At 66.7% G+C, this 24,515-nt stretch carries 23 protein-coding genes and 1 riboswitch; of the genes, 10 read left to right on the top strand and 13 right to left on the bottom strand.

Annotated elements, in window-relative coordinates:
• Window positions 1-4: 4 nt before the first annotated feature.
• Window positions 5-2,392 carry a glycoside hydrolase family 2 TIM barrel-domain containing protein gene (locus tag M3M27_RS10150; protein ID WP_434025617.1) on the bottom strand — a complete coding sequence of 796 codons (2,388 nt, stop codon included), beginning with the start codon at window positions 2,390-2,392 and terminating at the stop codon, window positions 5-7.
• A gap of 623 nt (window positions 2,393-3,015) precedes the next feature.
• Here M3M27_RS10150 and M3M27_RS10145 point away from each other — a divergent pair.
• Window positions 3,016-3,207, top strand: coding sequence for a hypothetical protein (locus M3M27_RS10145; RefSeq protein ID WP_434025616.1), 192 nt, complete (start codon window positions 3,016-3,018; stop codon window positions 3,205-3,207).
• Between the two features lie 226 nt (window positions 3,208-3,433).
• On the opposite strand, the gene M3M27_RS10140 is transcribed toward M3M27_RS10145, so the two are convergent.
• The gene (locus M3M27_RS10140; RefSeq protein ID WP_434025615.1) at window positions 3,434-3,847 is read right to left on the bottom strand and encodes a VOC family protein; all 414 of its coding nucleotides are present in this window, start codon (window positions 3,845-3,847) and stop codon (window positions 3,434-3,436) included.
• A gap of 135 nt (window positions 3,848-3,982) precedes the next feature.
• On the opposite strand from M3M27_RS10140, the gene M3M27_RS10135 reads away from it, so the two are divergent.
• From M3M27_RS10135 to M3M27_RS10125, 3 genes are all read left to right on the top strand, one after another.
• A complete protein-coding gene (locus tag M3M27_RS10135; protein ID WP_434025614.1) occupies window positions 3,983-4,396 on the top strand; it encodes a DUF4124 domain-containing protein in 414 nt (137 codons plus the stop codon).
• 111 nt (window positions 4,397-4,507) lie between these two features.
• Window positions 4,508-5,344, top strand: coding sequence for an SAM-dependent methyltransferase (locus M3M27_RS10130; RefSeq protein WP_140721261.1), 837 nt, complete (start codon window positions 4,508-4,510; stop codon window positions 5,342-5,344).
• A gap of 194 nt (window positions 5,345-5,538) precedes the next feature.
• A complete protein-coding gene (locus M3M27_RS10125) occupies window positions 5,539-5,769 on the top strand; it encodes a hypothetical protein (protein ID WP_434025613.1) in 231 nt (76 codons plus the stop codon).
• A 245-nt stretch (window positions 5,770-6,014) separates the two neighbouring features.
• Here M3M27_RS10125 and M3M27_RS10120 read toward each other — a convergent pair whose 3' ends face one another.
• Entirely contained in the window at window positions 6,015-6,761 is a 747-nt protein-coding gene (locus tag M3M27_RS10120) for a glucose 1-dehydrogenase (protein WP_434025612.1), read from the bottom strand.
• A gap of 150 nt (window positions 6,762-6,911) precedes the next feature.
• Here M3M27_RS10120 and M3M27_RS10115 point away from each other — a divergent pair, with 150 nt between their 5' ends.
• Window positions 6,912-7,250 (top strand): ArsR/SmtB family transcription factor, encoded by a 339-nt coding sequence (locus M3M27_RS10115; protein WP_218569579.1) that lies wholly within the window; start codon window positions 6,912-6,914, stop codon window positions 7,248-7,250.
• Window positions 7,251-7,284: 34 nt separating this feature from the next.
• Window positions 7,285-8,058 carry a polysaccharide deacetylase family protein gene (locus M3M27_RS10110; RefSeq protein ID WP_434025611.1) on the top strand — a complete coding sequence of 258 codons (774 nt, stop codon included), beginning with the start codon at window positions 7,285-7,287 and terminating at the stop codon, window positions 8,056-8,058.
• Window positions 8,059-8,168: 110 nt separating this feature from the next.
• Here M3M27_RS10110 and M3M27_RS10105 read toward each other — a convergent pair whose 3' ends face one another.
• Window positions 8,169-9,833, bottom strand: coding sequence for a glycoside hydrolase family 43 protein (locus M3M27_RS10105; protein ID WP_434025610.1), 1,665 nt, complete (start codon window positions 9,831-9,833; stop codon window positions 8,169-8,171).
• 305 nt (window positions 9,834-10,138) lie between these two features.
• On the opposite strand from M3M27_RS10105, the gene fdhD reads away from it, so the two are divergent.
• Window positions 10,139-10,975 (top strand): formate dehydrogenase accessory sulfurtransferase FdhD, encoded by an 837-nt coding sequence (fdhD, locus tag M3M27_RS10100; protein WP_434028001.1) that lies wholly within the window; start codon window positions 10,139-10,141, stop codon window positions 10,973-10,975.
• A gap of 64 nt (window positions 10,976-11,039) precedes the next feature.
• Here fdhD and der read toward each other — a convergent pair whose 3' ends face one another.
• The 7 genes from der to ndk all read right to left on the bottom strand — a co-directional run bounded on the left by der (window position 11,040) and on the right by ndk (window position 17,814).
• The gene (gene der, locus M3M27_RS10095) at window positions 11,040-12,440 is read right to left on the bottom strand and encodes a ribosome biogenesis GTPase Der (protein ID WP_434025609.1); all 1,401 of its coding nucleotides are present in this window, start codon (window positions 12,438-12,440) and stop codon (window positions 11,040-11,042) included.
• An 11-nt stretch (window positions 12,441-12,451) separates the two neighbouring features.
• On the bottom strand, window positions 12,452-13,807 hold the full coding sequence (bamB, locus tag M3M27_RS10090) for an outer membrane protein assembly factor BamB (protein WP_140721287.1): 1,356 nt from the start codon (window positions 13,805-13,807) through the stop codon (window positions 12,452-12,454).
• Window positions 13,807-14,445 carry a YfgM family protein gene (locus M3M27_RS10085; protein WP_434025608.1) on the bottom strand — a complete coding sequence of 213 codons (639 nt, stop codon included), beginning with the start codon at window positions 14,443-14,445 and terminating at the stop codon, window positions 13,807-13,809. Before M3M27_RS10085 ends, bamB begins: the two co-directional genes overlap by 1 nt.
• A gap of 74 nt (window positions 14,446-14,519) precedes the next feature.
• Window positions 14,520-15,362, bottom strand: a complete 843-nt coding sequence (locus M3M27_RS10080; protein ID WP_434025607.1) for a helix-turn-helix domain-containing protein — start codon at window positions 15,360-15,362, stop codon at window positions 14,520-14,522.
• 6 nt (window positions 15,363-15,368) lie between these two features.
• Entirely contained in the window at window positions 15,369-16,151 is a 783-nt protein-coding gene (gene pilW, locus M3M27_RS10075) for a type IV pilus biogenesis/stability protein PilW (protein ID WP_434028000.1), read from the bottom strand.
• Window positions 16,152-16,164: 13 nt separating this feature from the next.
• On the bottom strand, window positions 16,165-17,367 hold the full coding sequence (rlmN, locus tag M3M27_RS10070; protein WP_256661896.1) for a 23S rRNA (adenine(2503)-C(2))-methyltransferase RlmN: 1,203 nt from the start codon (window positions 17,365-17,367) through the stop codon (window positions 16,165-16,167).
• 21 nt (window positions 17,368-17,388) lie between these two features.
• The gene (gene ndk, locus M3M27_RS10065; RefSeq protein WP_434025606.1) at window positions 17,389-17,814 is read right to left on the bottom strand and encodes a nucleoside-diphosphate kinase; all 426 of its coding nucleotides are present in this window, start codon (window positions 17,812-17,814) and stop codon (window positions 17,389-17,391) included.
• Window positions 17,815-18,034: 220 nt separating this feature from the next.
• On the opposite strand from ndk, the gene M3M27_RS10060 reads away from it, so the two are divergent.
• The 3 genes from M3M27_RS10060 (at window position 18,035) to M3M27_RS10050 (ending at window position 22,431) form a co-directional block, all read left to right on the top strand.
• Entirely contained in the window at window positions 18,035-18,667 is a 633-nt protein-coding gene (locus tag M3M27_RS10060; protein ID WP_140721307.1) for a TetR/AcrR family transcriptional regulator, read from the top strand.
• Window positions 18,668-18,693: 26 nt separating this feature from the next.
• Window positions 18,694-21,066 carry a 3-hydroxyacyl-CoA dehydrogenase/enoyl-CoA hydratase family protein gene (locus M3M27_RS10055; protein ID WP_434025605.1) on the top strand — a complete coding sequence of 791 codons (2,373 nt, stop codon included), beginning with the start codon at window positions 18,694-18,696 and terminating at the stop codon, window positions 21,064-21,066.
• Window positions 21,067-21,225: 159 nt separating this feature from the next.
• Entirely contained in the window at window positions 21,226-22,431 is a 1,206-nt protein-coding gene (locus M3M27_RS10050; RefSeq protein WP_140721314.1) for an acetyl-CoA C-acyltransferase, read from the top strand.
• Window positions 22,432-22,645: 214 nt separating this feature from the next.
• Here M3M27_RS10050 and crcB read toward each other — a convergent pair whose 3' ends face one another.
• Window positions 22,646-23,047: a fluoride efflux transporter CrcB gene (crcB, locus tag M3M27_RS10045; RefSeq protein WP_140721317.1), complete on the bottom strand. Its 402-nt coding sequence runs from the start codon at window positions 23,045-23,047 to the stop codon at window positions 22,646-22,648.
• Window positions 23,048-23,154: 107 nt separating this feature from the next.
• Window positions 23,155-23,221, bottom strand: a riboswitch (Fluoride riboswitch).
• 3 nt (window positions 23,222-23,224) lie between these two features.
• Complete coding sequence (locus M3M27_RS10040; protein ID WP_434027999.1) at window positions 23,225-24,514, bottom strand: replication-associated recombination protein A; 1,290 nt, start codon at window positions 24,512-24,514, stop codon at window positions 23,225-23,227.
• Window position 24,515: the final 1 nt, after the last annotated feature.

The raw sequence follows: 24,515 nt of genomic DNA, 5'->3' as shown, positions 1-24,515 counted from the left end.
AAGCTCAGGGCGTCACCGCATCGAGCCTTATCCGGCGCGAGGACAGGCCTTCCACGTCGATGTCCACGGTGATCGGGCCGGCCCGGACGCTAGCGCGGACCACCGCGACCACCCGGCCATGGAAGGTCTTGCGTTCGCCCGACTGGAAGCTGGAAACGTCCACGGGATTGCCGTTGCCGATGCCGGCCAGCGTTCCCGCCCCGGTCACGCGCACGCGCACCTGCCTGTCGTCCTTCCGGGCATAGATGGGCGTGCCGTCGGCATCGCGCAATTCCACGGCGATGTACGCCAGGTCCTCGCCGTTGGCCCGGAGCCGCGATCGGTCGGAGGAGGCCTCGGCGACGGCGGGGGCACCGGCCGTGCGCAACTCCCAGCGCCCGGCCTCGCGTCCGTCGCGGTAGCCCACGGCGAGCAGGCGCCCGGGCGCGTAGGGCACCTCGTAGAGCGCCTTGTATTCGCTGTCCTGGCCGACCGGCTTGCGACCGAGGCTCTTGCCGTTGAGGAACAGCTCCACTTCCGGGAACTCGGAGTAGACCTGCACTTCCTGGCGCCGGCCTTCCTGGCCGGGCCAGGTCCAACTGGGATGGACATCGTCCAGCGACCAGTCGAGGTGCGGCTGCACGACCGGATACAGGTGGCGATCGGGCAGATCCTCGGTGCCTCGCGGCTGCCGGACGAATGCCGATATCGGCACCATGCCGGTCTTCCAGACGACCTGGCGGTAATAGGCCGCCGGACGCAGGCGCCCGGTCGCGTCGATCTCGCCGCTGTAGGCCAGGTGCCAGGGGTAGGGGCCGAGTTTCTGCCAGTCCTGGCTGTATCCCATCCAGCCGATGCCGGCCTCGCCCAGATAGTCCACCGCGGTCCAGACGAAATCGCCGATCACCCACGGCATGGTCTCGACGGCACGCCAGTAGCGGAAGAACTCCTTCGACGTGGACTCGGAGGTGTACATCGCCAGCCCGGGGAGCCGCTCGTGCTCCTCGGCGAAGAGGTGCACGTGGTAGTTGTAGCCGGCCACGCCGAGCACGCCGGCCTGCCGGGTACTCCTGGGCGGATCGGCGTTGATGCCCTGGGTGACCGGACGCGTCGGGTCGAGGCTGCGCACGCGCTCGGCCAGCCTGCGGGCGCTCTCGACGCCTTCGGGCGTGCCGTCCTCGGGGATTTCGTTGCCGATGCTCCAGAACAGCACGCTGGGGTGGTTGCGGCCGCTGACGACGAGGCTGTCGATGTCCTGCGGCCAGTCCTCGGCGAAGAAGCGCGAATAGTCCTGCGGCTTCTTGCTCTTGCTCCAGCTGTCGAACGCCTCGTCGATCACCAGCATGCCCAGTTCGTCCGCGGCGTCGAGCGTGGCCTGGCTGGCCGGATTGTGCGCGCTGCGGATGGCGTTGTACCCGGCGGCCTTCATCAGGGCGACCTTGCGCGCATCCGCGTCCGGCATGCCGGCGGCGCCGATCATGTAGTTGTCGTGGTGGATGTTGCCGCCTCGCAACAGCACCTTGCGGCCGTTGATGCGCAGGCCGTCCGCGGCGTCCAGCGCGATCGTGCGGATGCCGAAGCGGGTGCGCCGCTCGTCGACGGTCGCACCGCCGATGCGGATCTGTTGGACCAGCGTATAGAGGTTGGGAGCGTCCGGCGACCACAAACGCGGATTGGCCACGGCGAGCTGCTGCGATCGCTCGGCGCGCGCGCCCGCGGGCAATGCCTCGGTCCGCCTGGCCTCGGCCACCGTTTCGCCGCTGGCCGACACCACCCGCGCCACCCACTCGGCGGACTGCGCCTTGCCCGAGCGGTTGACGAGGGCGGCAGCCACCGCGACCACGCCCCGGTCCTCGCCGGCCACCGGCGTGGTGACGAACACACTCTCGGGTTCGATGTGGACCGGATCGAGGATTTCGAGCGCGACCGGCCGGATGAGGCCCGAGCCCGCATACCAGCGCGAAGACGGATCCACATGGTTGACGCGCACGACGATGACGTTGTCGCCGGGCCGGACCTTGCCGGTCAGGTCGACCGAGAACGCGGTGTAGCCGTAGCGATGCCGCTTCAGGTGTTCGCCGTTCACCCAGATGTCGGCATCCATGTACACCGCTTCGAAGTTCAGCCGGACGATGCGGCCGGCGTCGTCCGCGGACAGGTCGACGTGCCGCCGATACCAGCCGATGCCGCCGGGCAGGTAGCCCGAGTCCTGGCCGCTGGGCGTGTCGCGATCGAACGGCGGGCGTCCATCCGGCGTATCCATGATCGAGAAATCGTGCGGCACCACTACGCTTTGCCAAGACCGGTCGGCAAAGCCGGCGCGCTCCGCGCCTGCGACCTCGCCGGCATGGAAGCGCCAATCCTGCGAAAGCTTGCGGATCTCCGCCGAAGCGGGAGACGCCACCAGCGCCATGGCTAGCACGGCTGCCAGGGGGGCGGTGCATGGCCTGCGCCGTTGCGATGCGTCGACGGAACTCGATGTTCATCGGAGTTGGAGAATCCTCAGGTTGTGGTCGCGCCGTCGACAGGCCCGGCAAGGCGGGAGATCTCGGGCACGGCATTGCCCGGCAGCGAGCTCCACGCCGATCGCGTTGCGCGTGGATATTCTGGTCGCCGGTCATTTCGAAAACTTCGGGAAACCATTCGAGCTGCCGGGGCGATGTGGCCGCAACAGGAGCATCGTCCCCGTGGCGCGCATGCATGCAGCAGGACGCGCCGTGGACGCGCACCTTCGGTTCATGCGGATGGCCTGTCAACTTGCGTCGCATCATTCTGGCTGGATATATGTCCATGCCAGGAAGATTCCCGTGCCTGGCGCCGCGGATTGCTCCGAAACCCAACGCGATGATCGGTGTGGCCCATGCTCGTTCGGTTATCCATCGGAGGCGATTTCGATATCGATATTCGCGATGGGACGGCCGAGGGGGCGCTGCGTACCGCGGTGGCGTCGGCCCCGATACGCGGGCAGGGCGGTGGTGCCCGGCCTGCTGGATGCAAGACAATCGCACCGGGACTGCCATCGTCACCGGATCACCCATGAAGAATGCTCCGCCCAACCCGACCTTGCGGGACCTGATCGCCCTGGAGAAGGCCGCCACGATGGAATTGCAGCGCCGGACGCTGGCGGCCCATGCCCGGATCCTGCAGCTGCTCCGGCAGCATGGCGGCGGCCTGGACGCCCGCCAGCGTGCCGCCATCAGGAAGTACCTGAAAAGGCCGGGCTCCTGAAGAACGCGCCCGTGCAAGGGGACGGCAGCGGCGCCACATCTGCCAGCAGCGGCTGCGCCGAGCGCAGGACGTGGACGCTCAGCGTGATGCCGCCGCCGCAGGGCAGGACGATGTCGAAGTAGTCCGGCCCAGGCCGGAGCCGACCTGTCGATCTTCGCCCCTGGATATCGCCTCGTGCGCTTCCGCCGCGACGGCGGCCTCGACGCAGCCTGCCTGGCGGGAGGGATCAGGTTTCCGAAGGTCCCTTGATCTCCACCTGGTTCCCATCGGGATCGGGGAAGTAGAGGGAATAACCCGTTCCCTCGGCGCCGTACCGACGCTGAGCGGCATCGGCCATCAGTCTGAAACGCGCCAGGTGCTCGTGGATCCTCGCCTCGTCGAACCGGTCGACACGAAGGCACACGTGGTCGACGTTGCGGCCCTCGTCGCCCGGCGCGCGTCCGCCGCGTACCCCGAGCGGACCGTTGATGTCCACGAGATCGATCATCGAAGCACCCGCGCGCAGATGGACCAGGCCCAGGTCGGGCCGGTTCCGGTCCACCGCGCATCCCAGCACCTGGCCATAGAACTCGATGCTCCGCTGCAGGTCGGACACGCGCAGCACGATGTGGTCGATGCGTTCTACGTTGAAGGGGATCATGTCGTATCTCCAATCCGGCTACGGGCTCGAGTCATGGCCGGGCATGGTTCCGATCGCACGGCCGTTGATTGCCGGGCCCGTCTCCAGGAAAGCCTGGCCCTGGGAAAGGTATGATTCTTCCACAAGGAGGTGATCATGGACGTTCGCATCTGTTCGTTGCTGTTCGTATTCGCAGGGATCGCCGGGCCAGCGTCGGCACAGATGGTCTACAAGTGCGTCGACTCGCGTGGCGATGCGACCTACCAGTCCGCGCCTTGTCCCTCGCAATCCAGTAACGAGAAAGCATGGGCTGCGCCTCCCGATCCGGAGCCCAGCCGGTCGTTCGTGGCGCGGCAAGCCGCGATCGGCCGCGAGATCGCCGCACGCAACGCGGCTGCCCGCCGAATCCCGGCGCAGCCGAGCCGTGCAAGGCTGCGCGAGCCGCGGTCAGGCAACCCATGCGAGGCGGAAAAGGCGGCCCGCAAGGCGGCTTACGACAGGGCAGGGCTCAAGCGGACCTTCGAGTTCTCGAGCCATTGGGACAACCGGGTTTGGGAGGCGTGCAAGTAATCCCATATGGGTATGCAACCGGGAGTTCCGCTCCCAACGGCCAGTTGCGGGCATACGCCGCTCTCATACAACATTCCCGGCAACGCCCCTCGCTGGAACGAAAGGCAGGCAATGAGCACGACCTTGAACATCCCGGCCAGCGAAACATCTCGGGGCAGCATCGTCTGTGTCGGCCTGGGGATGACGCTGGGCTCGCATCTCACGCCGATCGCGCGAAGCCATATCGAGCAGGCCGACGTCGTATTCGCCGGGGTGTCCAACGGCATCGTGGAGCAATGGCTGCAACGCATGCACAAGGACGTCCGCAGCCTGCAACCCTACTATGGCGAAGGAAAACCCCGATCAGAGACCTACAAGGAATGGGTTGACCTGATGATGGCGGAAGTGCGTGCAGGCAAGAAGGTCTGCGGCGCCTTTTATGGACATCCGGGCGTATTTGCCTGGTCGCCGCACAAGGTCATTGAAGTAGCGCGCTCCGAAGGATACGACGCATTCATGGAACCGGGCATTTCCGCCGAAGATTGCCTTTACGCGGACCTTGGTATCGATCCCGGGAGTCACGGCTGCCAGCATTTCGAAGTGAATCAACTGGTCTTTTTCAAGCGCCGGCTGGATCGGACCGCTTACCTCGTGCTGTGGCAGGTCGCCATGATCGCCAATGAATCCATTTCCAGGGTGGATGCCTCTGCCGCTTACAGGCAACTCCTTGTCGATCGGCTGAGCCTGGACTACCCGATCGATCATGAAGTCATCGTCTATCGTGCGGCCATCTTGCCCATCGAAGGGCCACGCGTCCGCAAAGTGGCGCTGCGCGACATCGCCAAGATCCCCATGACTGCGGAAGAAACCGTCGTCGTGCCGCCAGCGGAAGCGATCCAGCGAGACGAAGAGTTCATGCGCCGTGCGGCGGTTTTGCACGAGATCTATGGCAGGCCGATCGCAGTGTGATCTGGATCTCGCACGACCATTTCCTGCGCAGGGACGGGAACGACGCGCCGGTTCGGCCTGGGCTCCGGGATGCGGCCAGGAAGCCAGCCTGCTGACAAACGACCGAGTATCGATTGTGGTATGAAGGCGCGGCGCGCCGGTTGCCGTCGGGCCGCCGCACGAACTCGACCGATGGATGACAAGAGGAGGGTGGAATGGCTGACACCATTGAGTTGCTGGAGATGATCGGCCGAGACGCATCCTTGCGGCGCGCATCTCCGCAAGCGCTGGCGACGGCTCTTGAAAGAGTGGATGCTCCCCGAGCCCTGACGGCTGCAGTGGCAAGCGGAGAAACCGCATGCCTGGGCCAATTCGATGGCATCGATCTTTTCCCGCCCCAGGTCACGCAAGCGATTGCAGCGCCACTTTTCGCGGTACAGCTTTGATCCCTTTTCTGCCATCGTTTCGAAGGCCTGGGTAATTCCAGGCTTTCTTGCCATGGTGCTCCGCTGCGGCCTTGCGAGTCAGCAGGCTGCATAGGTACGGCGACGCGCTGCTGTCCTTGGCCCGGGTAGGCGTGAACCGGGTTGGCGCAGATTGCATTGCGCGAAGCCAACTCGCGGACGGCAACCACCGGAGCAGGCTGGGGAGCCCATGGCACTCCCCAGCCTGCCAACGCGGACCGATCGGGTCAGCGCGCGCCGCCCGCGGCGTACAGCTTCTCGCCGGTCAGCCAGTACGAATCGTCGGAAGCCAGGAATACCGCGATCGACGCGATATCGTCCGGCTGGCCGATACGACCCAGCGGGGTCTGCGCGATGGCGCCCTGGTGGAAGTCCGAACCGATGAATCCGGCGGCTACCGTGCCCTCGGTCTCCACCATGCCCGGGTTCAGCGCATTGACGCGGATCTTGCGCGGGCCCAGTTCGCGCGACAGCACGCCGGTGATGGCGTCGACCGCGCCCTTGGTGGCGGTGTAGACCGAACCGCCCGGCGGCACGATGCGGGTGACCAGCGAACCGATATTGATGATGCTGCCGCCATCGTTCATATGCTTGGCGGCGGCCTGGGTGGTCAGCAGCAGCCCCAGCACATTGACGTTGAATTGCTTGTGGTAATGCTCTTCGGTGATCTGCTCCAGCGGCGCGAACTCGTAGACGCCGGAATTGTTCACCAGGATGTCCAGGCGACCGAATTCCTTCACGGCGGCATCGGCAATGGCCTGGGCGTCGGCAGCCTTGGCCACGTCGCCCTTAACGGCCACGGCCTTGCCTCCGGCCTTGGTGATGGCCTCGACCACGGCGTCGGCGCCGGCCTTGCTGGAGGCGTAGTTGACGACCACGGCCGCGCCTTCGGCGGCCAGCGCCTTGGCGATGCCGGCGCCGATGCCCTTGGATGCGCCGGTGACCAGCGCGACTTTGCCTTTGAGCTTGCTCATGACGGATTTCCTGTCAGGTGATGGAAGGGCGAATTGCCCGGTTCATAAATTCAATAGTTCGAAACATATGAACTAAAGAACCATAAGTCAAGGGCTGCTAAGATTGCAGCCATGAGACCGCTAGTTCATCCCTCGATCGAAGACGTCACCGTGGAAGGCATCCTCCACGTCCTGGCCGACCCGGTGCGGGTGGCCATCTATGCCGGGCTTGCCGCTTCTGAGAAGGGCACGAGCTGCTCGGCGTTCCTGCAGCTGGACGACCGCGAGATTCCGAAATCCACGCTCTCGCAGCATTTCCGTGCCTTGCGCGAAGCTGGCCTGATCCGCAGCGAACGCCAGGGCGTGGAGATGCGCAACACCACGCGCTGCGCGGAAATCAACGAGCGCTTTCCCGGGTTGCTGCCGGCAGTGATGGCCGCGTACCAGCAACAGCTGGCGGACCGGATGAAGGCGGCGAAACGCAAGGGCGGCAAAGCGCGCGGCGGCTGATGGCATCGTCGCCAATCGAATACTGAGGACAACGATGCGAATCGGATCGGTTCTTCTTGCAATCGCCATGACGGCTACCCAGGCTGTGGCCGGGCCCTGGCCGGACGGCAAGCAGGCAGCCGTGGTGCTGACCTATGACGATGCGCTCGTCTCCCAACTCGACAACGCGATTCCGGCACTCGATGCCGCCGGCCTCAAAGGAACCTTCTTCCTGATCGGCAGCAAGATTACTCCGGAGCAGATTGCGCGCTGGCGATCTGCCGCTGCCGAAGGCCACGAACTCGGCAACCACACCATTCGCCATGCTTGCCCACAGGCCAACTATCCGCCCGCGAAGAAGATCGACACCAGCGAAGCCTACGACATCGACACCATGCTGGCAGAGATACGCACCATGAACACGATGCTGACGGCGATTGACGGCAAGCTGCAGCACAGCTATGCGACTCCTTGTGGCCAGCACTTGGCCGGAGGCGTCGACTATCTTCCGGAGCTGCGCGCTAGCGGACTGACGCGCTATACCCGTGCCGCGGATCCAACAGAGCGCCCTCTCGATCCCATGGATGTGCCGAGCCGCTTTTTCCCCTCCGACGCGACCGGTGCCGACCTGATCGCCGCTGTCCAGGATGCCGAGCGCAAGGGCGGGGTGGTCGTACTCGGTTTCCACGGTGTGGGCGGCGACTACCTCTCCGTGTCCGCAGAAGCCCATGCCCAGCTCCTCGCCTATCTCAAAGCCCATTCCGACAGGATCTGGGTGGCACCTTTCTCGACCGTGATCGGTTATGCCACCCGCCATCCAGACCATTAAAGACCAGCGAGCAGCGCCAGGAGCACGCCATAGGTCCAAGCCGTTGCTTCAGCTTGGCAGTAGCTTGCTCTAACGTGACCAGGGCGGCTCCAGGTTAAGACCGTACCGTGTCAGCGGGCGCCGCCGCTTTGTCCGATCCGGTAGTAGTCAAAGTCCACACGGCCGCCGGCGGTTTTGGTCGAATAATAGAAGAGGCCGAAGCGATAACCCATGAAATGCGCTGGATAGGAATAGGTTAGACGCGACGGGCGACCAACGGGAGTCCAGGATTTGCCGTCGAGGCTGTAGGAGAAGCGAGCCACTTCAGGCGCTGGCTCGAATTCGCATTCGACCTTGAGGTGAACGGCGTTTCCCGAGAGGGGAACCGAGGCGATCTCTTCGGGATGATCGGAGTCGGCGCTCACCATGACAAGGTATCTGGCGCCGTCGCTCATCTTTACGCCTACAAAACCATAGTTCTTCTGAAAAGCGGCCAGGCCGGCCCAATCGCCGTCTTTCATGCCGCTCACGTCGATGCGGGTGGTGGCGAAACTGTCCGGGCCAAATGTGCGCTGGGTGAGAGTATTGGGAGCCTCGGGTAAAGTGGAAACGATCCGGCTTGTGACCAAGCTCAGGTACCCCGGGCGCTTGGCGAGCGACCAGTCGCGGGGCTCCGGGTTGTGATTCCATTGCCAGGCGAGGGGCAGGGCGGGGTCGCCGGGGCGGCGGTCGAATTCGTCGGAAGCAACGATGCCGGAGACGCCGGAGATGCCCTGTCCACCCGCGGGAATGTCGAGCGTCATGGGCACCTTGCCGTCTTGGCCGAGCACGGGCCAGCCGTCCTTCCAGGTCACGGGTACGAGGTAGGGGATGCGACCGACGGCGCCTTGGTCCTTGAAGAGATAGGCAAACCATTTGCCGTCCGGGGTATCGATGAGGCCGCCCTGGGCGATGCCGCGATCATCGAGCGCAATGCGGCCCTCGTAGGGGCCGGTGATGGTGTCGGCGCGGTGGACGATGACGGTGCGCGCCCAGCGGCTTCCGGGTGAGGCGATGTTGAAGAGGTAGTAGCGGCCGTTGATCTTGGAAAGCTGTGAGCCCTCGCCATTGAGCCCGCCCAAGTCGGTGCCGAAGACGGCATTGACGTTTTCGATGAGAACTTGGTTCACGCCGCCGGGCTTGATTCCGGAAAGGTCGGGTTGCAGTTCGGTCAGCATGATGCGACCGCTCCCATAAACCATGTAGACGCGACCGTCGTCGTCGAAAAACAAGCTGTGGTCATGCATCGCGGGTTCGAAACTCGTCTCTTTCCAAGGGCCGCGATCCGGATCGCGCGTGGTGTAGATGTGGGTGCGTCCGGTGGTGGCGGAGAAAGTCGAGGCATGGAACACGCCGTCGTGATACCGCAGGCTGCTGGCCCAAGAGCCGCGACCGTAGGCGTTTTTACCGTTCTCGAGGCGCAGCGCTTCGTTGTCGGCAAGGGTTTCATAGGCGTAGGAGGCCATACGCCAGTTGACCAGGTCCGTCGACTTCATGATCGGCAGGCCCGGACTCATGTGCATCGTCGTGCTGCTCATGTAGTAGGTTTTTCCTACACGGATGATGGCCATATCCGGAACGTCGGCCCAGATAAGCGGATTGTGGGCAGGATCCGCCGGTGCTGTCTGTGTCGCCGGAACGGCCGGAGATGCGACGGCGACGAGGATGAGGGCCGTCAGAAAAAGAATCGGACGGTTCATGAGATGGGCCGGAGAAACGGTGGAAACGCGGCGCAGACTGTCAGCTTTCTGGTCCAAGTTCTTCTCCGCAGTAGTCATTGCGAGTCAGGCGTCCGAGGCGCATGGCTGGGCGTGACCTTCAATAGTTTGTTGCAAGCGGCGCAGGCGTTGGGACATTGTTCGCCCTTGGCGCAACAAGGTGGCCGGACCAGGACGGCAAGTTCCGTTTCCGTGGGGACTTCCGGGGAAGGCGAGAAGTGAGCCAGAGCCACAGCCAGCGCACGCGGGCCCTGACGAAATTTCGCATAATGTATATTATGTAAAGTACGGGCATGGGCTACGAAGCTATACCCTTGGAGTTCTCTTCATCCGTACATAGCTCCATGCCCGAGCCCAGCAAGTCCGCGCAGTCCCAGGTACCCGGCTGCGTTCCCCGTTCCGTTCTGCGCCGTCGCGGGGATCAGGAGCAACAGTTCGTCGACGCCGTGGCCGAGGAAGTGCCGGTCGCGATGGTCTACAACGGCCACCCGTTCGCGGTGATGATGGCCACTCCCTGCGATCTGGACGACTTCGCGCTGGGCTTTTCCCTCAGCGAAGGACTCATCCAGCGTCCATCGCAGCTGCTGCAGGTGGAGACGCGGCAGCAGCTGGAAGGCATCGAACTGGCGATGACGGTCGCTGCCGATGCCCCTGCGGCTGCGCTCGATGATGCGACCTCGCGGTTGTTGCCTGGCCGCGGAGGCTGCGGGGTTTGCGGCACGCGCTTGCTGGAGGACGTGCTGCGGCCGCCGCCCCTGGTGCAGGACCGTCCGGGCGTCGGCGTCGGTGCCTTGCGGCGTGCCCTGGCCATGCTGGGAGCGCACCAGCCGATGAACGCGGTGAGCGGCGCGACCCATGCCGCCGCCTGGGCCGACCGCGAAGGCCACATCGTGCTCGTGCGCGAGGATGTCGGCCGGCACAATGCGTTGGACAAGCTCGTCGGCGCGATGCACCGGGCCGGCATTGCGCCGGCAGCCGGGATGCTGGTGATCTCGAGCCGCGCCAGCTACGAGATGGTGACCAAGGCCGCCAGGGCTGGCATCGGCTTCATGGCGGCGGTCTCGGCGCCGACCGCGCTGGCGGTCGACCTGGCCCGCGGTGCCGGCGTGTGCCTGGTCGGCTTCGCGCGCCAGGACGGATACAACGTCTACACCTTCCCGGAACGCCTGCTGGCTGAGTGAGCGACGCGGCCCCGCCCCCCGCCCCCTGCCCGCGACGGTTCGCGCCCGGAGGCCCGGGGCCGCTTCACTTGCTCCGTTTGACGTGCCGTATCAGCCGGCGCTTGCGCGCGATCTGGCGCTCGGTCAGTTCGTTCTTCTTGCCTTCGTACGGGTTGGCGCCTTCCCGGAACATGAAGCGCACCGGCGTGCCGACCAGTTTGAAGCGCTTGCGGAAGAAGTTCTCCAGGTAGCGCTTGTACGACTCCGGCAGGACCTTCAGGCGCGTGCCGTGCACGATGAACGTCGGTGGATTGGTGCCGCCGGGATGCACGTAGCGAAGCTTGGAGACATGGCCGCGGATGCTCGGCGGCGGATTGGTCTCGTAGGCGATTTCCAGCGCCTTGTTGACCTCGCTCGTGCTGAACTCGCGGGTCGCCGAGGCATGGGCGCGATGGATGGCCTTGAACAGCTCGCGCAGCCCCGAACCGTGCTTGGCCGAGATGCGCACGGCTTCCGCCCAGTTCACGAAACCGAGCTTGCGCGACAGCAGGTCTTCGGCCTGCTCGCGCTGGTAGTCGGTCAAGCCGTCCCACTTGTTGATCGCCACGACCAGCGCACGGCCCGCATCGAGGATCGCGCCGAGCACGGTGGCATCCTGGTCGGTGACGCCCTCGCTGGCGTCCAGCAACAGCACGGCGACCTGGCACTGTTCGATCGCCTGCAGGGTCTTGAAGGCGCTGAACTTCTCGACCGCCTCCTCGACCTTGGACTTGCGCCGCAGGCCGGCGGTGTCGATCAGGCGGTACTGGCGGCCATCGCGTTCCAGGTCCACGGCGATCGAGTCGCGGGTGGTGCCCGGCACGTCGGAAGCGATCATCCGCTCCTCGCCGAGCAGGCGGTTCACCAGGGTGGACTTGCCCACGTTGGGACGGCCGACGAACGCCACGCGCATCCGCGAGGGATCGTCGTCGAGCAGCTCCCCTGCCCCTTCCTTGGGCAACCGGGCCCGCACCTCGTCGAGCACCTCGTCGATGCCCTGCCGGTGCGCGGCGGAGATCGCCAGGACATCGGCAAAGCCATAACGCGCGAACTCCGCGCGCACGGCTTCCTCGTTCGTGCCGTCGATCTTGTTGATGACCAGCAGGGTCGGCCGCGACAGCTTGCGCAGCCAGGCCAGGATCTCGTCGTCCAGCGCGGAAGCGCCTTCGCGGCCATCGACGACGAACAGGACCAGGTCCGCTTCGCCCGCCGCCGCACGCGCCTGGCGCGCGGTGGCGCCGGCGAGGCCTTCCTCTTCGCCGGCGATGCCGCCGGTATCGACCACGATGAAGGGAGCGGCCTCGTCGAGCCGGCAGACGCCGTAATGGCGGTCGCGCGTGACGCCGGGCTGGTCGTGGACCAGGGCGTCACGGCTGCGGGTCAATGCGTTGAATAGCGTGGACTTGCCGACATTCGGCCGTCCTACCAGGGCGACCAGGGGCAGCATCGCACGGTTCCTTAGTGGGCCAGCCGGAAGGCGGTCAGGTCGCCATCGGTGTTCTGGACGATCAGTATGCCGTCGGCGACCACCGGTTGCGCGACCAACGTGTCGCGGCCGGCGCGGGCGCGGGCCGCGAGCTTGCCGTCGCTCAGGTTCAGCCAGTGCAGGTAGCCCTTGTAGTCGCCCACCACCGCATAGTCGCCCTGGATCGCCACGCCGGTCAGGGAACGGCGGGCCAGCGCATCCTGGGACCACATGGCGGAACCGGAATTCTTGTCCAGCCCCCACACCGTGCCCGCGTTGTCGGCGACCACGACCAGGCTGGAGGAAACGCCGACGGTGCCGGGACCGCCATGGTCGCGGCTCCACAACGGACGGCCGGTCGGGCCTTCGATGGCCAGCGTCTCGTTCTTGAAGCTGGTCACGTACAGGGTCGTGCCCTCCAGCACCGGGGTGCCGTCGACGTCGGCCATGCGCTCGAGTTCGGTACGCCCTTCCGGCACGCCGACGGTTTGCTCCCACAACGGGCGGCCGTCCTGCATCGCCAGGGTGGTGATGGTGCCGTCGTCGTTGCCGACGAACAGCACGCCCGGGCCGAGGGTGATCGCGGCATTGCCGCGCACCGACAGCGTCGGGCCTTCCTGGTCGTGGAACCAGCGGCGTTCGCCGGTGGCGGCGTCGAACGCGGTGACGCGCCCGTCGTTGCTGCGCACGAACACGAGGTTCTGCGCGACGGCCGGAGCGGTGATCACTTCGTTGGGAACCTTGGCGCGCCACTTCTCGGTGCCGTTGGCGGCATCGAGGGCGATCACGTCGCCTTCCAGCGAGCCCACGACGACCAGGCCGTCGCCCACGCCGGGGCCGCCGGCGAAGCGCGGCAGCGGACGCTTCTTGGCCAGCGCCTTGCGCTCCTTGCGCTGCTGCTTCTCGTTGCGCAGGCGCTCCTTGCGGGAGGCCTTCTCTTCCTTGGACAGGCCTTCCTTGGATTCGCTCTCGACCTGGCTGGGGACATCGTCCTCGGCCTTGAGGCGCTCCTTGCGCTCCTTCTTGGCCTCGTACTCCCAGATCTTCTTGCCGGTCTGCAGGTCCAGCGCATAGATCGAACCCGACGTCGCCGCCGCGTACACGCGGCCGTCGGCGACCACGGGGCGCTGGCGCACGCCGCGACGTTCCTCGCCCTTGCCCACGCCGGTGGACCAGATCTTGTCGACCTTGACGGTCGGCTCGAACTTCACCAGCTCGGCAGGTTCCTGCGCCTTCTTGGCGGCCGCGTCCTTGCCGGCGAACCAGCCCTTCATGGTGCTGCAGCCGGCCAGCGCGGTGCCCATCAGGGCGATGATTGCAATACGTCTGAACATGGCCACCTGCTTCATCAAATCGGTTGGGCCGGATCGGGCACGGTACCGCCCACGTCGGCCAGCTTGGTCTCGAGCAGGCGGCGCTGCGGCGAGGCCACGTCCACCAGGACCAGGGCCTTGGTGTACAGGTCGCGGGCCTCGTCGCGCTTGTTCTGGGCCACCGCGGCATCGGCGCGGATCTCGAGGCTGATGCCGTCGTTCGCGGAAGCCAGCAGCGCCTGCGCCTCGGCGGCCTTGCCGGTTTCGATCAGCAGGCGGGCCAGGCGCTGGTCCACGATCAGCTTGAACTGGTCGTCGGACTGCACGTTGCGCAGCACCTGGATGGCGTCTTCGGTCTTGCCGGCATCGACCTGGGCCTTGGCCAGCCGGAGCGCGGCGAGTTCGCCGTAGATCCCGGATTGGCCGGACGCCAGCGCGGCCATGTCCTTGCCGGCCTTGTCGAGGTCCTTGGCCTCGATGCTCTTCACCACGGCCTCGTACTGGGCATGCGCCTGGGCAAGCGCATCGGTGCGATGCTTGCTCCACCACTGCCCGCCCAGGATCAGGGCCAATCCCGCCGCGACGCCGCCCAGCAGGGCCACGCCGTTCTTCCTTAGCCACGAACGGACGCGTTCGCCCTGTTCGTGTTCGTCCAGCAACTCGTCGATCGCCATGCGTACTCTCGCTTCGCCATCACGGGACGCGAAGCATCAAACCAAAAGGGAGAAACGAAAAACCGCAGTCCGACCTACTCTGAAGCCGGTACCACGGAGCCGTCGGAGGATACCGCAAAACGGGCCACATTGGCTCGCTGGAACGGCTTCACGTCGACGATACTGCCTGCTTGCTGAACCTCGACCGCGGACGCATTGCCCAGGACCACGCGCGCGACCTGCCCCGCCGCGTACTGGCGCTGTTCGCCGGCCTTGACCAACGCCTTCTCGACGATGCTGCCGTCCGGCGCGGAGATCTGCACCCAGCTGTCGCCATTGAACTGCAGGGTCAGGCCCTCGTCGTGCGCCGGTTCCGGCCGCGGGACCGGGGCCATCGAGGCGATGTACGGGGTCGCCACCGGCTTCCTGGCCTCGGCAGCGGGCGCCGGCGCGGCGCTTCCGTCCGGCGGCGCGGGAGCGGCGGCCTCCGGCGGCACCTCGTCCAGCGAGGCGGTGCTCGGGGCGCGCCCGTCGAAATGGCTGCGCGTGGCGTACCAGACCGGAATGGCCAGGACGCCGGTCATGACCACGTACACCGCTCGCCTCGCGGTGCTTTCCAGCACCCGTCGCATCTTCGGGGTATGGGTATGGCTGACCAGCTTCACCGGCTCGACCGGGGCGATCGGCGCGGCCTCGAGGAGCGGCTCCAGGTCCACCTTGAGCAGCCGGGCGTAACTGCGCAGCTGCCCGCGCACGAACACCGGCGCGCCGAGCTTCTGCCAATCCTCCTGCTCCAGGGCCCGCACGACCTGGATCGGCATGCGCAGCTGCGCCGCCGCGCCTTCGAGCGTCAGGCCCGCGCGTTCGCGCGCCTCGCGAAGGCATTGTCCGCATCCCTTCTGGTTCTCGAAAGGGTTTGGATTGGAATCGCTGATCACAACGCTTTAGCCCCCCGGATGCGCGGCTGCTGTTTCAGGAAACTCCTTGCCCAACCGCTGTTGGTACCGGCCGGCAGCTACCTTGTCGCCAAGCCCCATTTCAATCTGAATAGCCAGTTGTAACACGGAAACCGTGGCCGGCGCAGCCGCCAGCCTGCGCTCGGAGAATGCCCGGGCTTCGAAATAGCGACCGTGCGCATATTCGTTGCGGGCCATCGACTCCAGCGCATAGGCGTTGGCCGGGTCCAGTTCCAGCGCCCTGCGCAGGTCGCGCAGGCCGCGTTCGTTCTGCCCCGCCTGCAACGCACAGCCCCCGGCATTGGCCAGGGCCGAGGCCGGACTGCCGTAGCGCGGGTCGGACATCGCGCGATCGAACCACACCAGCGCCTCGGCCGGATAGCCGTTGGCGCACAGCCAGGCCCCGTAGTTGTTGAGCACGTCCCCCTGCCCGGGGGCCAGCTCCGTGGTCTTGCGATAGTAATCCCCGGCGGCCTGCCCGTCGCCGCGCTGGCTGGCGACGACCGCCAGTACGGTATAGGCGTCCACCGACTTCGGGTCACGCTTCAGCACGTCCCGGGCCAGCCTCTCGGCATCGTCGTACTCGCCGGTCTGCAGGCGGTTGACGGCCAGGCCCAGCCTTTCTTGCAGGGCGATCCGGTTGCGGGTCTCGGCGCTGTCGCGCAGGCCGTAGCGCGGCGCGACCTGTTCGACGTTCCTGACCTTGCCGGGTTTGCCGTTGCGCGAGGCGGTGCCGCAACCGGCGCAGAGCGCTGCGGCCAGGAGGATCAGAGCGAGCGCAACGTCACGCCGCGGCATCTCGACTGGCCTGGCCTTCCAGCGAACGGCGGAACTCGGCCTGCCGGCGGGTGCGGTCCATGACCTGCCCCTTCAGCTGGCCGCAGGCGGCATCGATGTCGTCGCCGCGGGTCCGGCGCACCATCGTCAGGACCTGCGCGTCCAGCAGGATCTTCTGGAACGCGCGGATCTCGGCTTCCCCGGAGCGCTCGTAGCGCGTGCCGGGGAACGGGTTGAACGGGATCAGGTTGACCTTGGCCGAGTCCTTGGCCTGCACCGCGTTCTCGAACTGGCGCATCAGCCGGGCCAGTTGGCGGGCGTGCTCGGGCTGGTCGTTGATTCCCTTCATCAGGGTGTATTCGAAGGTCACCGATTCGCGCTTGTGGCTGCTGCGCAGGTAGCGCACGCACGAGGCCATCAGCTCGGCGATCGGGTATTTCCTGTTGAGCGGGACCAGGGTCTCGCGCAGTTCGTCGTTCGGCGCGTGCAGCGACACCGCCAGCGAGACGTCGCTCTCGGCGGAGAGGCGGTCGATCATCGGCACCAGACCGGACGTCGACAGGGTCACGCGCTTGTTGGCCAGGCCGTAACCGAGGTCGTCGCGCATGATGCTCATCGCGCGCACGACGTTGTCGAAGTTCATCAGTGGCTCGCCCATGCCCATCATCACCACGTTGGTGAGGCGGCGCTGTTGGTGCGGCACGTTGCCGAGGTGGCGCGCGGCCACCCAGACCTGGCCGATGATCTCGGCGGTGGTCAGGTTGCGGTTGAAGCCCTGGGTCGCGGTCGAGCAGAACGTGCAGTTCAGCCCGCAGCCGACCTGCGAGGACACGCACAGCGTGCCCCTGCCCTTGTCCGGGATGTACACGGTCTCGATGGCGTTCTTGCCATCCGCGCCCATCGCCAGCAGCCACTTGTGGGTGCCGTCGGCGGAGGGCTTGTCGAACACGACGTTGGGGACGACGACCTCGGCGTGCCGCTCCAGCTTGGCGCGCAGGGCCTTGCCGAGGTCGGTCATCTGGCCGAACTCGGTGACGTAGCGGTGGTGGATCCACTTCATCACCTGGTGGGCGCGGTAGCGCTTCTCGCCGAGGGTCTCCTCGAAGAAGCGCTCCAGCCCGGCGCGATCGAGATCGAGCAGGTTCTGCTTGCGCGCCGGCGCGCCGGCGACGGGCTCGCCGGTGGTCGTCACGCCAGGAATCGACACGATCTCGTTCACGTCAACGCGACCTCAGCGCGAAACCACTTCCGTGGCGGCGAAGAAGTAGGCCACCTCGATCGCGGCGTTCTCGACCGAGTCGGAACCGTGCGCCGCATTGGCGTCGATCGACTCGGCGAAGTCGGCGCGGATCGTGCCCGGCTTGGCTTCCTTCGGATTGGTGGCGCCCAGCAGCTCGCGATGGGCGGCCACGGCGTTCTCGCCTTCCAGCACCTGGATCATCACCGGGCCGGAGATCATGAATTCGACCAGCGCGTTGAAGAACGGGCGCTCGCGGTGCACCGCGTAGAAGCCCTCGGCCTCGCGGCGCGACAGCTGCTTGTACTTGGCGGCCACGACCTTCAGGCCGGCCTTCTCGAAGCGGCTGTAGATTTCGCCGATGACGTTCTTGGCGACGGCGTCCGGCTTGATGATCGAAAGGGTGCGCTCCAGCGCCATGGAAAAGATCTCCGTTGGGCGGGCCACTTGAAAGGCCCGAGGTTAACATGAAAAAAACCCGCGTCAAAACGCGGGCTTAGCCTAACTTTGCGAGGCGCGAATTCTATCGTGCCCGGCAAGGCTTTGCACGCCCTTGGCTGAATCATGTTGCATTGCAAAATGCCGGGGGCTCCGGACAGGCGTAAGATCAAACAATCGTTTGATTCAGTCGTCCGTTTCAATGGCCAAGCCCGCCCATTTCTCGACCAAGGACCGGATCCTCGGCGCCGCCGAGGAGCTGTTCGCCCAGCACGGTTTCGCCGGCACCTCGCTGCGCCAGGTGACCAGCCATGCGGACGTCAACATCGCCGCGGTCAATTACCACTTCGGCTCCAAGGAGAACCTGGTCAACGAGGTGTTCCGCCGGCGCATGGATGAGATGACCGCCGCCCGGCTCAGCCAGCTGGAAGCGGCCCGCCGCGACCGCCCGGGCGACCTGGGCGCGGTGCTGGCCGCCTTCGTCGAACCCGCCTTGGCCATGGCGCAGGAAGGCCACAGCGGCGGCGCGTTCGTGCGCGTGATCGCGCGCGCCTATGCCGAGAAGAACGACAACCTGCGCAAGTTCCTCTCCGACCACTACGGCCACGTGCTGCGGGAGTTCGCCAAGGCGATCGCCGCCTGCGTGCCGGGCCTGAGCAAGGAGGAGCTGTACTGGCGCCTGGACTTCCTGGCCGGCGCGCTGACCTACGCGATGGCCGACTTCGGCCTGATCAAGCGTCCTGCCGGCGTCAGCGAGGCCGAACACCGCGCCCACGCGGCGCGCGAGCTCATCCGTTTCGCCGAGGCGGGGTTCCTGGCCGCCTCCAATCCATAGTCGTCATCCACCAAAGGTTCATCGATATGTCCAATCCCTTGCTAGTTCGCCGCGCCGCCGTGCTCGGTGCCGGCGTCATGGGGGCGCAGATCGCGGCGCACCTCACCAACGCCGGTGTCGACACCGTCCTGTTCGACCTGCCGGCCAAGGAAGGTCCCGCCAACGGCATCGTGCTCAAGGCGATCGCCAACCTCGGCAAGCTCAGCCCGGCGCCGCTGGCCAGCCAGTCGTTGGCCGAGGCGATCACGCCGGCCAACTACGGCAGCGACCTGGAACTGCTCAAGGGCTGCGACCTGATCATCGAGGCCATCGCCGAGCGGATGGACTGGAAGCAGGACCTGTACGCCAAGATCGCGCCGTTCGTGGCCGACCACGCCGTGCTGGCCTCCAACACCTCCGGCCTGGGCATCAACAAGCTGGCCGAGGTGCTGCCGGAGCAGCTGCGCCACCGTTTCTGCGGCGTGCACTTCTTCAACCCGCCGCGCTACATGCACCTGGCCGAGCTGATCCCGGCCGACACCACCGACAAGGCGGTGCTGGAAGGCCTCGAAACCTTCCTGACCACCCAGCTCGGCAAGGGCGTGGTCTATGCCAAGGACACCCCGAACTTCATCGGCAACCGGATCGGCGTGTTCTCGATCCTGTCGACGATCCACCACACCCAGCAGTCCGGCCTGGGCTTCGACGAGGTCGACGGCCTGACCGGTCCGCTGGTGGGCCGCCCGAAGTCGGCCACGTACCGCACGTCCGACGTGGTCGGCCTGGACACGATGGCGCACGTCATCAAGACCATGGCCGACACCCTGCCCGACGATCCGTGGCACAAGTACTTCAAGTCCCCGGCCTGGCTGGACGCGCTGATCGCCAAGGGCGCGCTGGGCCAGAAGGCCGGTGCCGGCATCTTCCGCAAGGTCGGCAAGGACATCGTGGTCCTCGACTTGGAGAAGCAGGACTATCGCCCGGCCGACCGCGGCGCCGCGCCGGAAGTGGTCGAGATCCTGAAGATCAAGAACCCGGCCGAGAAGTTCGCCAAGCTGCGCGACAGCCGGCACCCGCAGGCGCAGTTCCTGTGGGCGACGTTCCGCGACCTGTTCCACTACAGCGCCTACCACTTGGCCGACATCGCCCGGACCGCGCGCGACGTGGACCTCGCGATCCGCTGGGGCTACGGCTGGTCGCTCGGTCCGTTCGAGACCTGGCAGGCGGCGGGCTGGAAGCAGGTCGCGCAGTGGATCGCCGAGGACATCGCCGCCGGCAAGGCCATGAGCGACGCGCCGCTGCCGGCATGGGTGCTGGATGGCCGCGACGGCGTGCATTCGGCCGAGGGCAGCTACAGCCCGGGCAGCGATGGCGTGGTGCCGCGTTCGGCGCTGCCGGTGTACCGGCGCCAGCGCTTCCCGGACCCGCTGCTGGGCGAGAAGTTCGACCGCGGCCAGACCGTGTTCGAGAACGACGGCGTGCGGCTGTGGACCGACGGCGACGGCATCGGCGTGGTCGGCTTCAAGACCAAGATGAACACCGTCTCCGACCAGGTGCTGGACGGCCTGCAGGAAGCGATCGGCATCGCCGAGAAGCAGTTCAAGGGCCTGGTGATCTGGCAGGACAAGGAGCCGTTCTCCGCCGGCGCGGACCTGGCCGGCGCGCTCGGCCTGCTGCAGGCCGGCAAGGTCGACCAGTTCGAGCAGATGGTGGCCAACTTCCAGCGCACCAGCCAGCGCATCAAGTACTCGCTGGTGCCGGTGGTGGCCGCGGTGCGCGGCCTCGCGCTGGGCGGCGGCTGCGAATTCCAGATGCACAGCGCCAGGACGGTGGCGGCGCTGGAGAGCTACATCGGCCTGGTCGAGGCCGGCGTGGGCCTGCTGCCGGCCGGCGGCGGCCTGAAGGAGCTGGCGGTGCGCGCTTCGCAGGCGGCCGGCCCGAACGGCGACGTGTTCGCCGAGCTGAAGAAGACCTTCGAGACCGTGGCGATGGCCAAGGTGTCCACCTCGGCGATCAACGCCAAGGAGCTGGGCCTGGTCCGCGCCAACGACAAGGTCGTCTTCAACGGCTACGAGCTGCTGCACATCGCCAAGGCCGAAGCGCTGGCGCTGGCCGAAGGCGGCTATCGCCCGCCGCTGCCGGCCAACCGCATCCGGGTCGCCGGCGACGTCGGCATCGCCACCTTCAAGATGCTGCTGGTGAACATGCTGGAAGGCCGCTTCGTCAGCGAATACGACTACGAGATCGCCGCGCGCATCGCCACGGTCGTGTGCGGCGGCGAAGTGGACCGCGGTTCGCTGGTCGACGAGGAGTGGTTGCTGAAGCTGGAACGCAAGCACTTCGTCGAGCTGGCGCAGCAGGAAAAGACCCAGGCCCGCATCGCCCACATGCTCAAGACCGGCAAGCCGCTTAGGAACTGAGATTCGTGATTCGGGATTGGGGATTCGCAAAAGCGCATCCCTGATCCCGAGACATCCCCATTACTGCCGGGCATTGGGAAAAGTTCGTCGGACATGAGGATTCGCTTCCACGAATCCCCAATCCCGAATCCCCCAATCCCGGCTTTCGGAGAAAGGCAAATGAGCAAGCAGATCCAGGATGCCTACATCGTCGCCGCGACCCGTACCCCGGTCGGCAAGGCGCCCAAGGGCATGTTCCGCAACACCCGCCCCGACGACATGCTCGCCCACGTGCTCAAGGCCGTGATCGCGCAGGCGCCGGGCATCGACACCTCGCGCATCGACGACGCCATCATCGGCTGCGCGATGCCCGAGGGCGAGCAAGGCATGAACGTGGCGCGCATCGGCGTGCTGCTGGCCGGCCTGCCGAACACCGTGGCCGGGCAGACCATCAACCGCTTCTGCTCCTCCGGCCTGCAGGCCGTGGCGCTGGCGGCCAACGAGATCCGCCTGGGCAACGCCGACCTGATGCTGGCCGGCGGCACCGAGTCGATGTCGATGGTGCCGATGATGGGCAACAAGGTGGCGCTGTCGCCGTCGGTGTTCGCCGACGACCACGTGGCCATCGCCTACGGCATGGGCATCACCGCCGAGAAGGTCGCCGAGGAATGGAAGGTCTCGCGCGAGGACCAGGACGCGTTCGCTCTCGCCTCGCACCAGAAGGCGCTGGCCGCGATCGCCGCGGGCGAGTTCAAGGACGAGATCAGCCCCTACGAGATCCTTTCGCACCTGCCCGACCTCGCCGGCAACACGGTCCAGCTGAAGAAGCGGATCGTGGACACCGACGAAGGCCCGCGTCCGGACACCTCGCTGGAAGGCCTGGCCAAGCTGCGCCCGGTGTTCCGCAACGGCCAGTTCGGCGGCAGCGTGACCGCCGGCAACTCGTCGCAGACCAGCGACGGCGCCGCCGCGGTGCTGCTCGCGTCCGAGCAGGCGATCAAGGACTACGGCCTGACCCCGCTGGCCCGCTTCGTCAGCTTCTCGGTGGCCGGCGTGCGCCCGGAAGTGATGGGCATCGGCCCGATCGCCGCGATCCCGAAGGCGCTCAAGCAGGCTGGCCTCAGCAAGGACCAGCTGGACTGGATCGAACTGAACGAGGCGTTCGCCGCGCAATCGCTGGCGGTGATCCGCGACAGCCAGCTCGACCCGTCCAAGGTCAACCCGCTCGGCGGCGCGATCGCCCTCGGCCACCCGCTGGGTGCGACCGGTGCGATCCGTACCGCCACCCTCGTGCACGGCCTGCGCCGCCGCCAGCAGAAGTACGGCATGGTGACCATGTGCATCGGCACCGGCATGGGCGCAGCAGGTATCATCGAGGCGCTGTAAGGCCAGCGCCGCGCGCCTGCCGGGAGGGCAAGGCGCGTCGGCAGCGGAGCGGCGGGGTGGAGAACACCGGTTCTCCACCCCGCTTTTTTGTGTGAGTGCCGCGGTGCTGGCTTTTGTGGGAGCGGCTTCAGCCGCGATGGGGTTACCGGGAAGCTTCATCGCGGCTGAAGCCGCTCCCACAAAAGCCAGCTCCCGCTATATCCCACGCCGGGCTTCAGCGCGGAATCATCGCCTGCCCCGCCCTGGCGCCCAGGAATACCAGCAGCAGGCCCGCCAGCAGCGTGATGGCGAGATAGAGCGCGATCATCGGCGAGCGGTCGGTCCGCGCGAACACCAGGCACTCCATCATCAGCGACGAGAACGTGGTCAGGCCGCCCATCACGCCGACGATCAGCAGCGCCCGCCACGGCCAGCTCGACGGGCCGCGCGCGTCCAGCCAGGCCATCAGGAAGCCGGCGACGAACGAGCCGAGCAGGTTGACCGCGAGGGTGCCCCAGGGAAAGCCGGCGCCGAAGCGCTGCAGCAGGCTGGAGCCGATCATGAAGCGCAGGCCGGAGCCGAGCGCGCCGCCAGCCATCGCCAGCAACAGGGATTGCCACCACACGGCCGGATTCATGCGGGCCTCGCTGCGAAGGCGGTTTCGGGTATGGCGGGAATGGACGGGCGCAGCATCGTGGTCTCCGTGGGGATCGATGCCGGGGCAAGCGCCTGCCGCCCCGGCGGGGCCTGGCAGGCATCATCAGCCCGTGGAACGGGCGGTTCGAGGAGGAATGCCATCTCCCGTGGCCGCCGATTATCGCTTCGGCCGGGCGGCCTTGTCAGCCCGGGCCTGGGCCCTCGCCTCGCGCAGCCGGTCCAGCTTCTCCTTGAGCTTGATCTCCAGTCCGCGCGGCACCGGCTGGTAGTAGACGCGCTCGCCCATCGCATCGGGGAAGCCGGTCTGGTCCAGCGCGATGCCGCCTTCGACGTCGTGGTCGTACTGGTATTCGGCGCCATAGCCGAGGTTCTTCATCAGCTTGGTCGGCGCATTGCGCAGGTGCAGCGGCACTTCCAGCGTGCCGCTCTCGCGGACTTCGGCCTTGGCCTGGTTGAACGCCGCGTAGCCGGCGTTGGACTTGGCGGTGCTGGCCAGGTAGAGCACCAACTGGGCGAAGGCGAGTTCGCCCTCGGGGCTCCCGAGGCGCTCGTAGATGTCCCAGGCCTCCAGCGCCATCGACTGCGCGCGCGGGTCGGCCAGGCCGATGTCCTCGATCGCCATCCGGGTCAGGCGCCGCGCCAGGTAGGCCGGGTCGCAGCCGCCGTCGAGCATGCGCGTGAGCCAGTACAGCGCGGCGTCCGGATTGGAGCTGCGCACCGATTTGTGCAGCGCCGAGATCTGGTCGTAGAACTGTTCGCCGCCCTTGTCGAAACGCCGGGTGCGGTCGGCCAGCACCTGGGCCAGCGTCGCCGCGGTGACCTGCCCGCCCTCGTCCTGGGCCAGTTCGGCGGCGATCTCCAGCAGGGTGAGCGCGCGGCGCACGTCGCCGTCGGCGGCGGTGGCGATCTCCAGCAGCGCTTCGCTGGATACCACGATGCCCTGCCCGCCCAGGCCGCGCTCCTCGTCGGCCAGCGCCCGCTGCAGCGCCTCGACGATGTCCTGCGGCGACACCGCTTCCAGCACGTGCACGCGGCAGCGCGACAACAGCGCGGAGTTCAGCTCGAACGAGGGATTCTCGGTGGTCGCGCCGACGAACAGGATCGTGCCGCGCTCGATGTGCGGCAGGAATGCATCCTGCTGCGCTTTGTTGAAACGGTGGACCTCGTCCACGAACAGCACGGTGCGGCGGCCCTCGGCGAAGCGCTGCGCGGCCTCGGCCAGCACCTGGCGCACCTCCGGCAGGCCGGACAGCACCGCCGAGATCGCGCGGAATTCGGCATCCGCATACTGGGCCAGCAGCAGCGACAACGTGGTCTTGCCGCAGCCGGGCGGTCCCCACAGGATCATCGAGTGCACGCGCCCGGACTCGACCGCGCGGCGCAACGCGCTGTTGGGCGCCAGCAGGCGCTTCTGCCCGACCATCTCGTCGAGCGTGCGCGGCCGCATC

This window comes from Xanthomonas boreopolis, assembly GCF_046529185.1.
In the GTDB taxonomy this organism is placed as follows: domain Bacteria; phylum Pseudomonadota; class Gammaproteobacteria; order Xanthomonadales; family Xanthomonadaceae; genus Pseudomonas_S; species Pseudomonas_S boreopolis.
The sequence above is the reverse complement of the archived record's forward strand: the minus strand, read 5'-3'. Positions and strand labels throughout refer to the sequence as shown.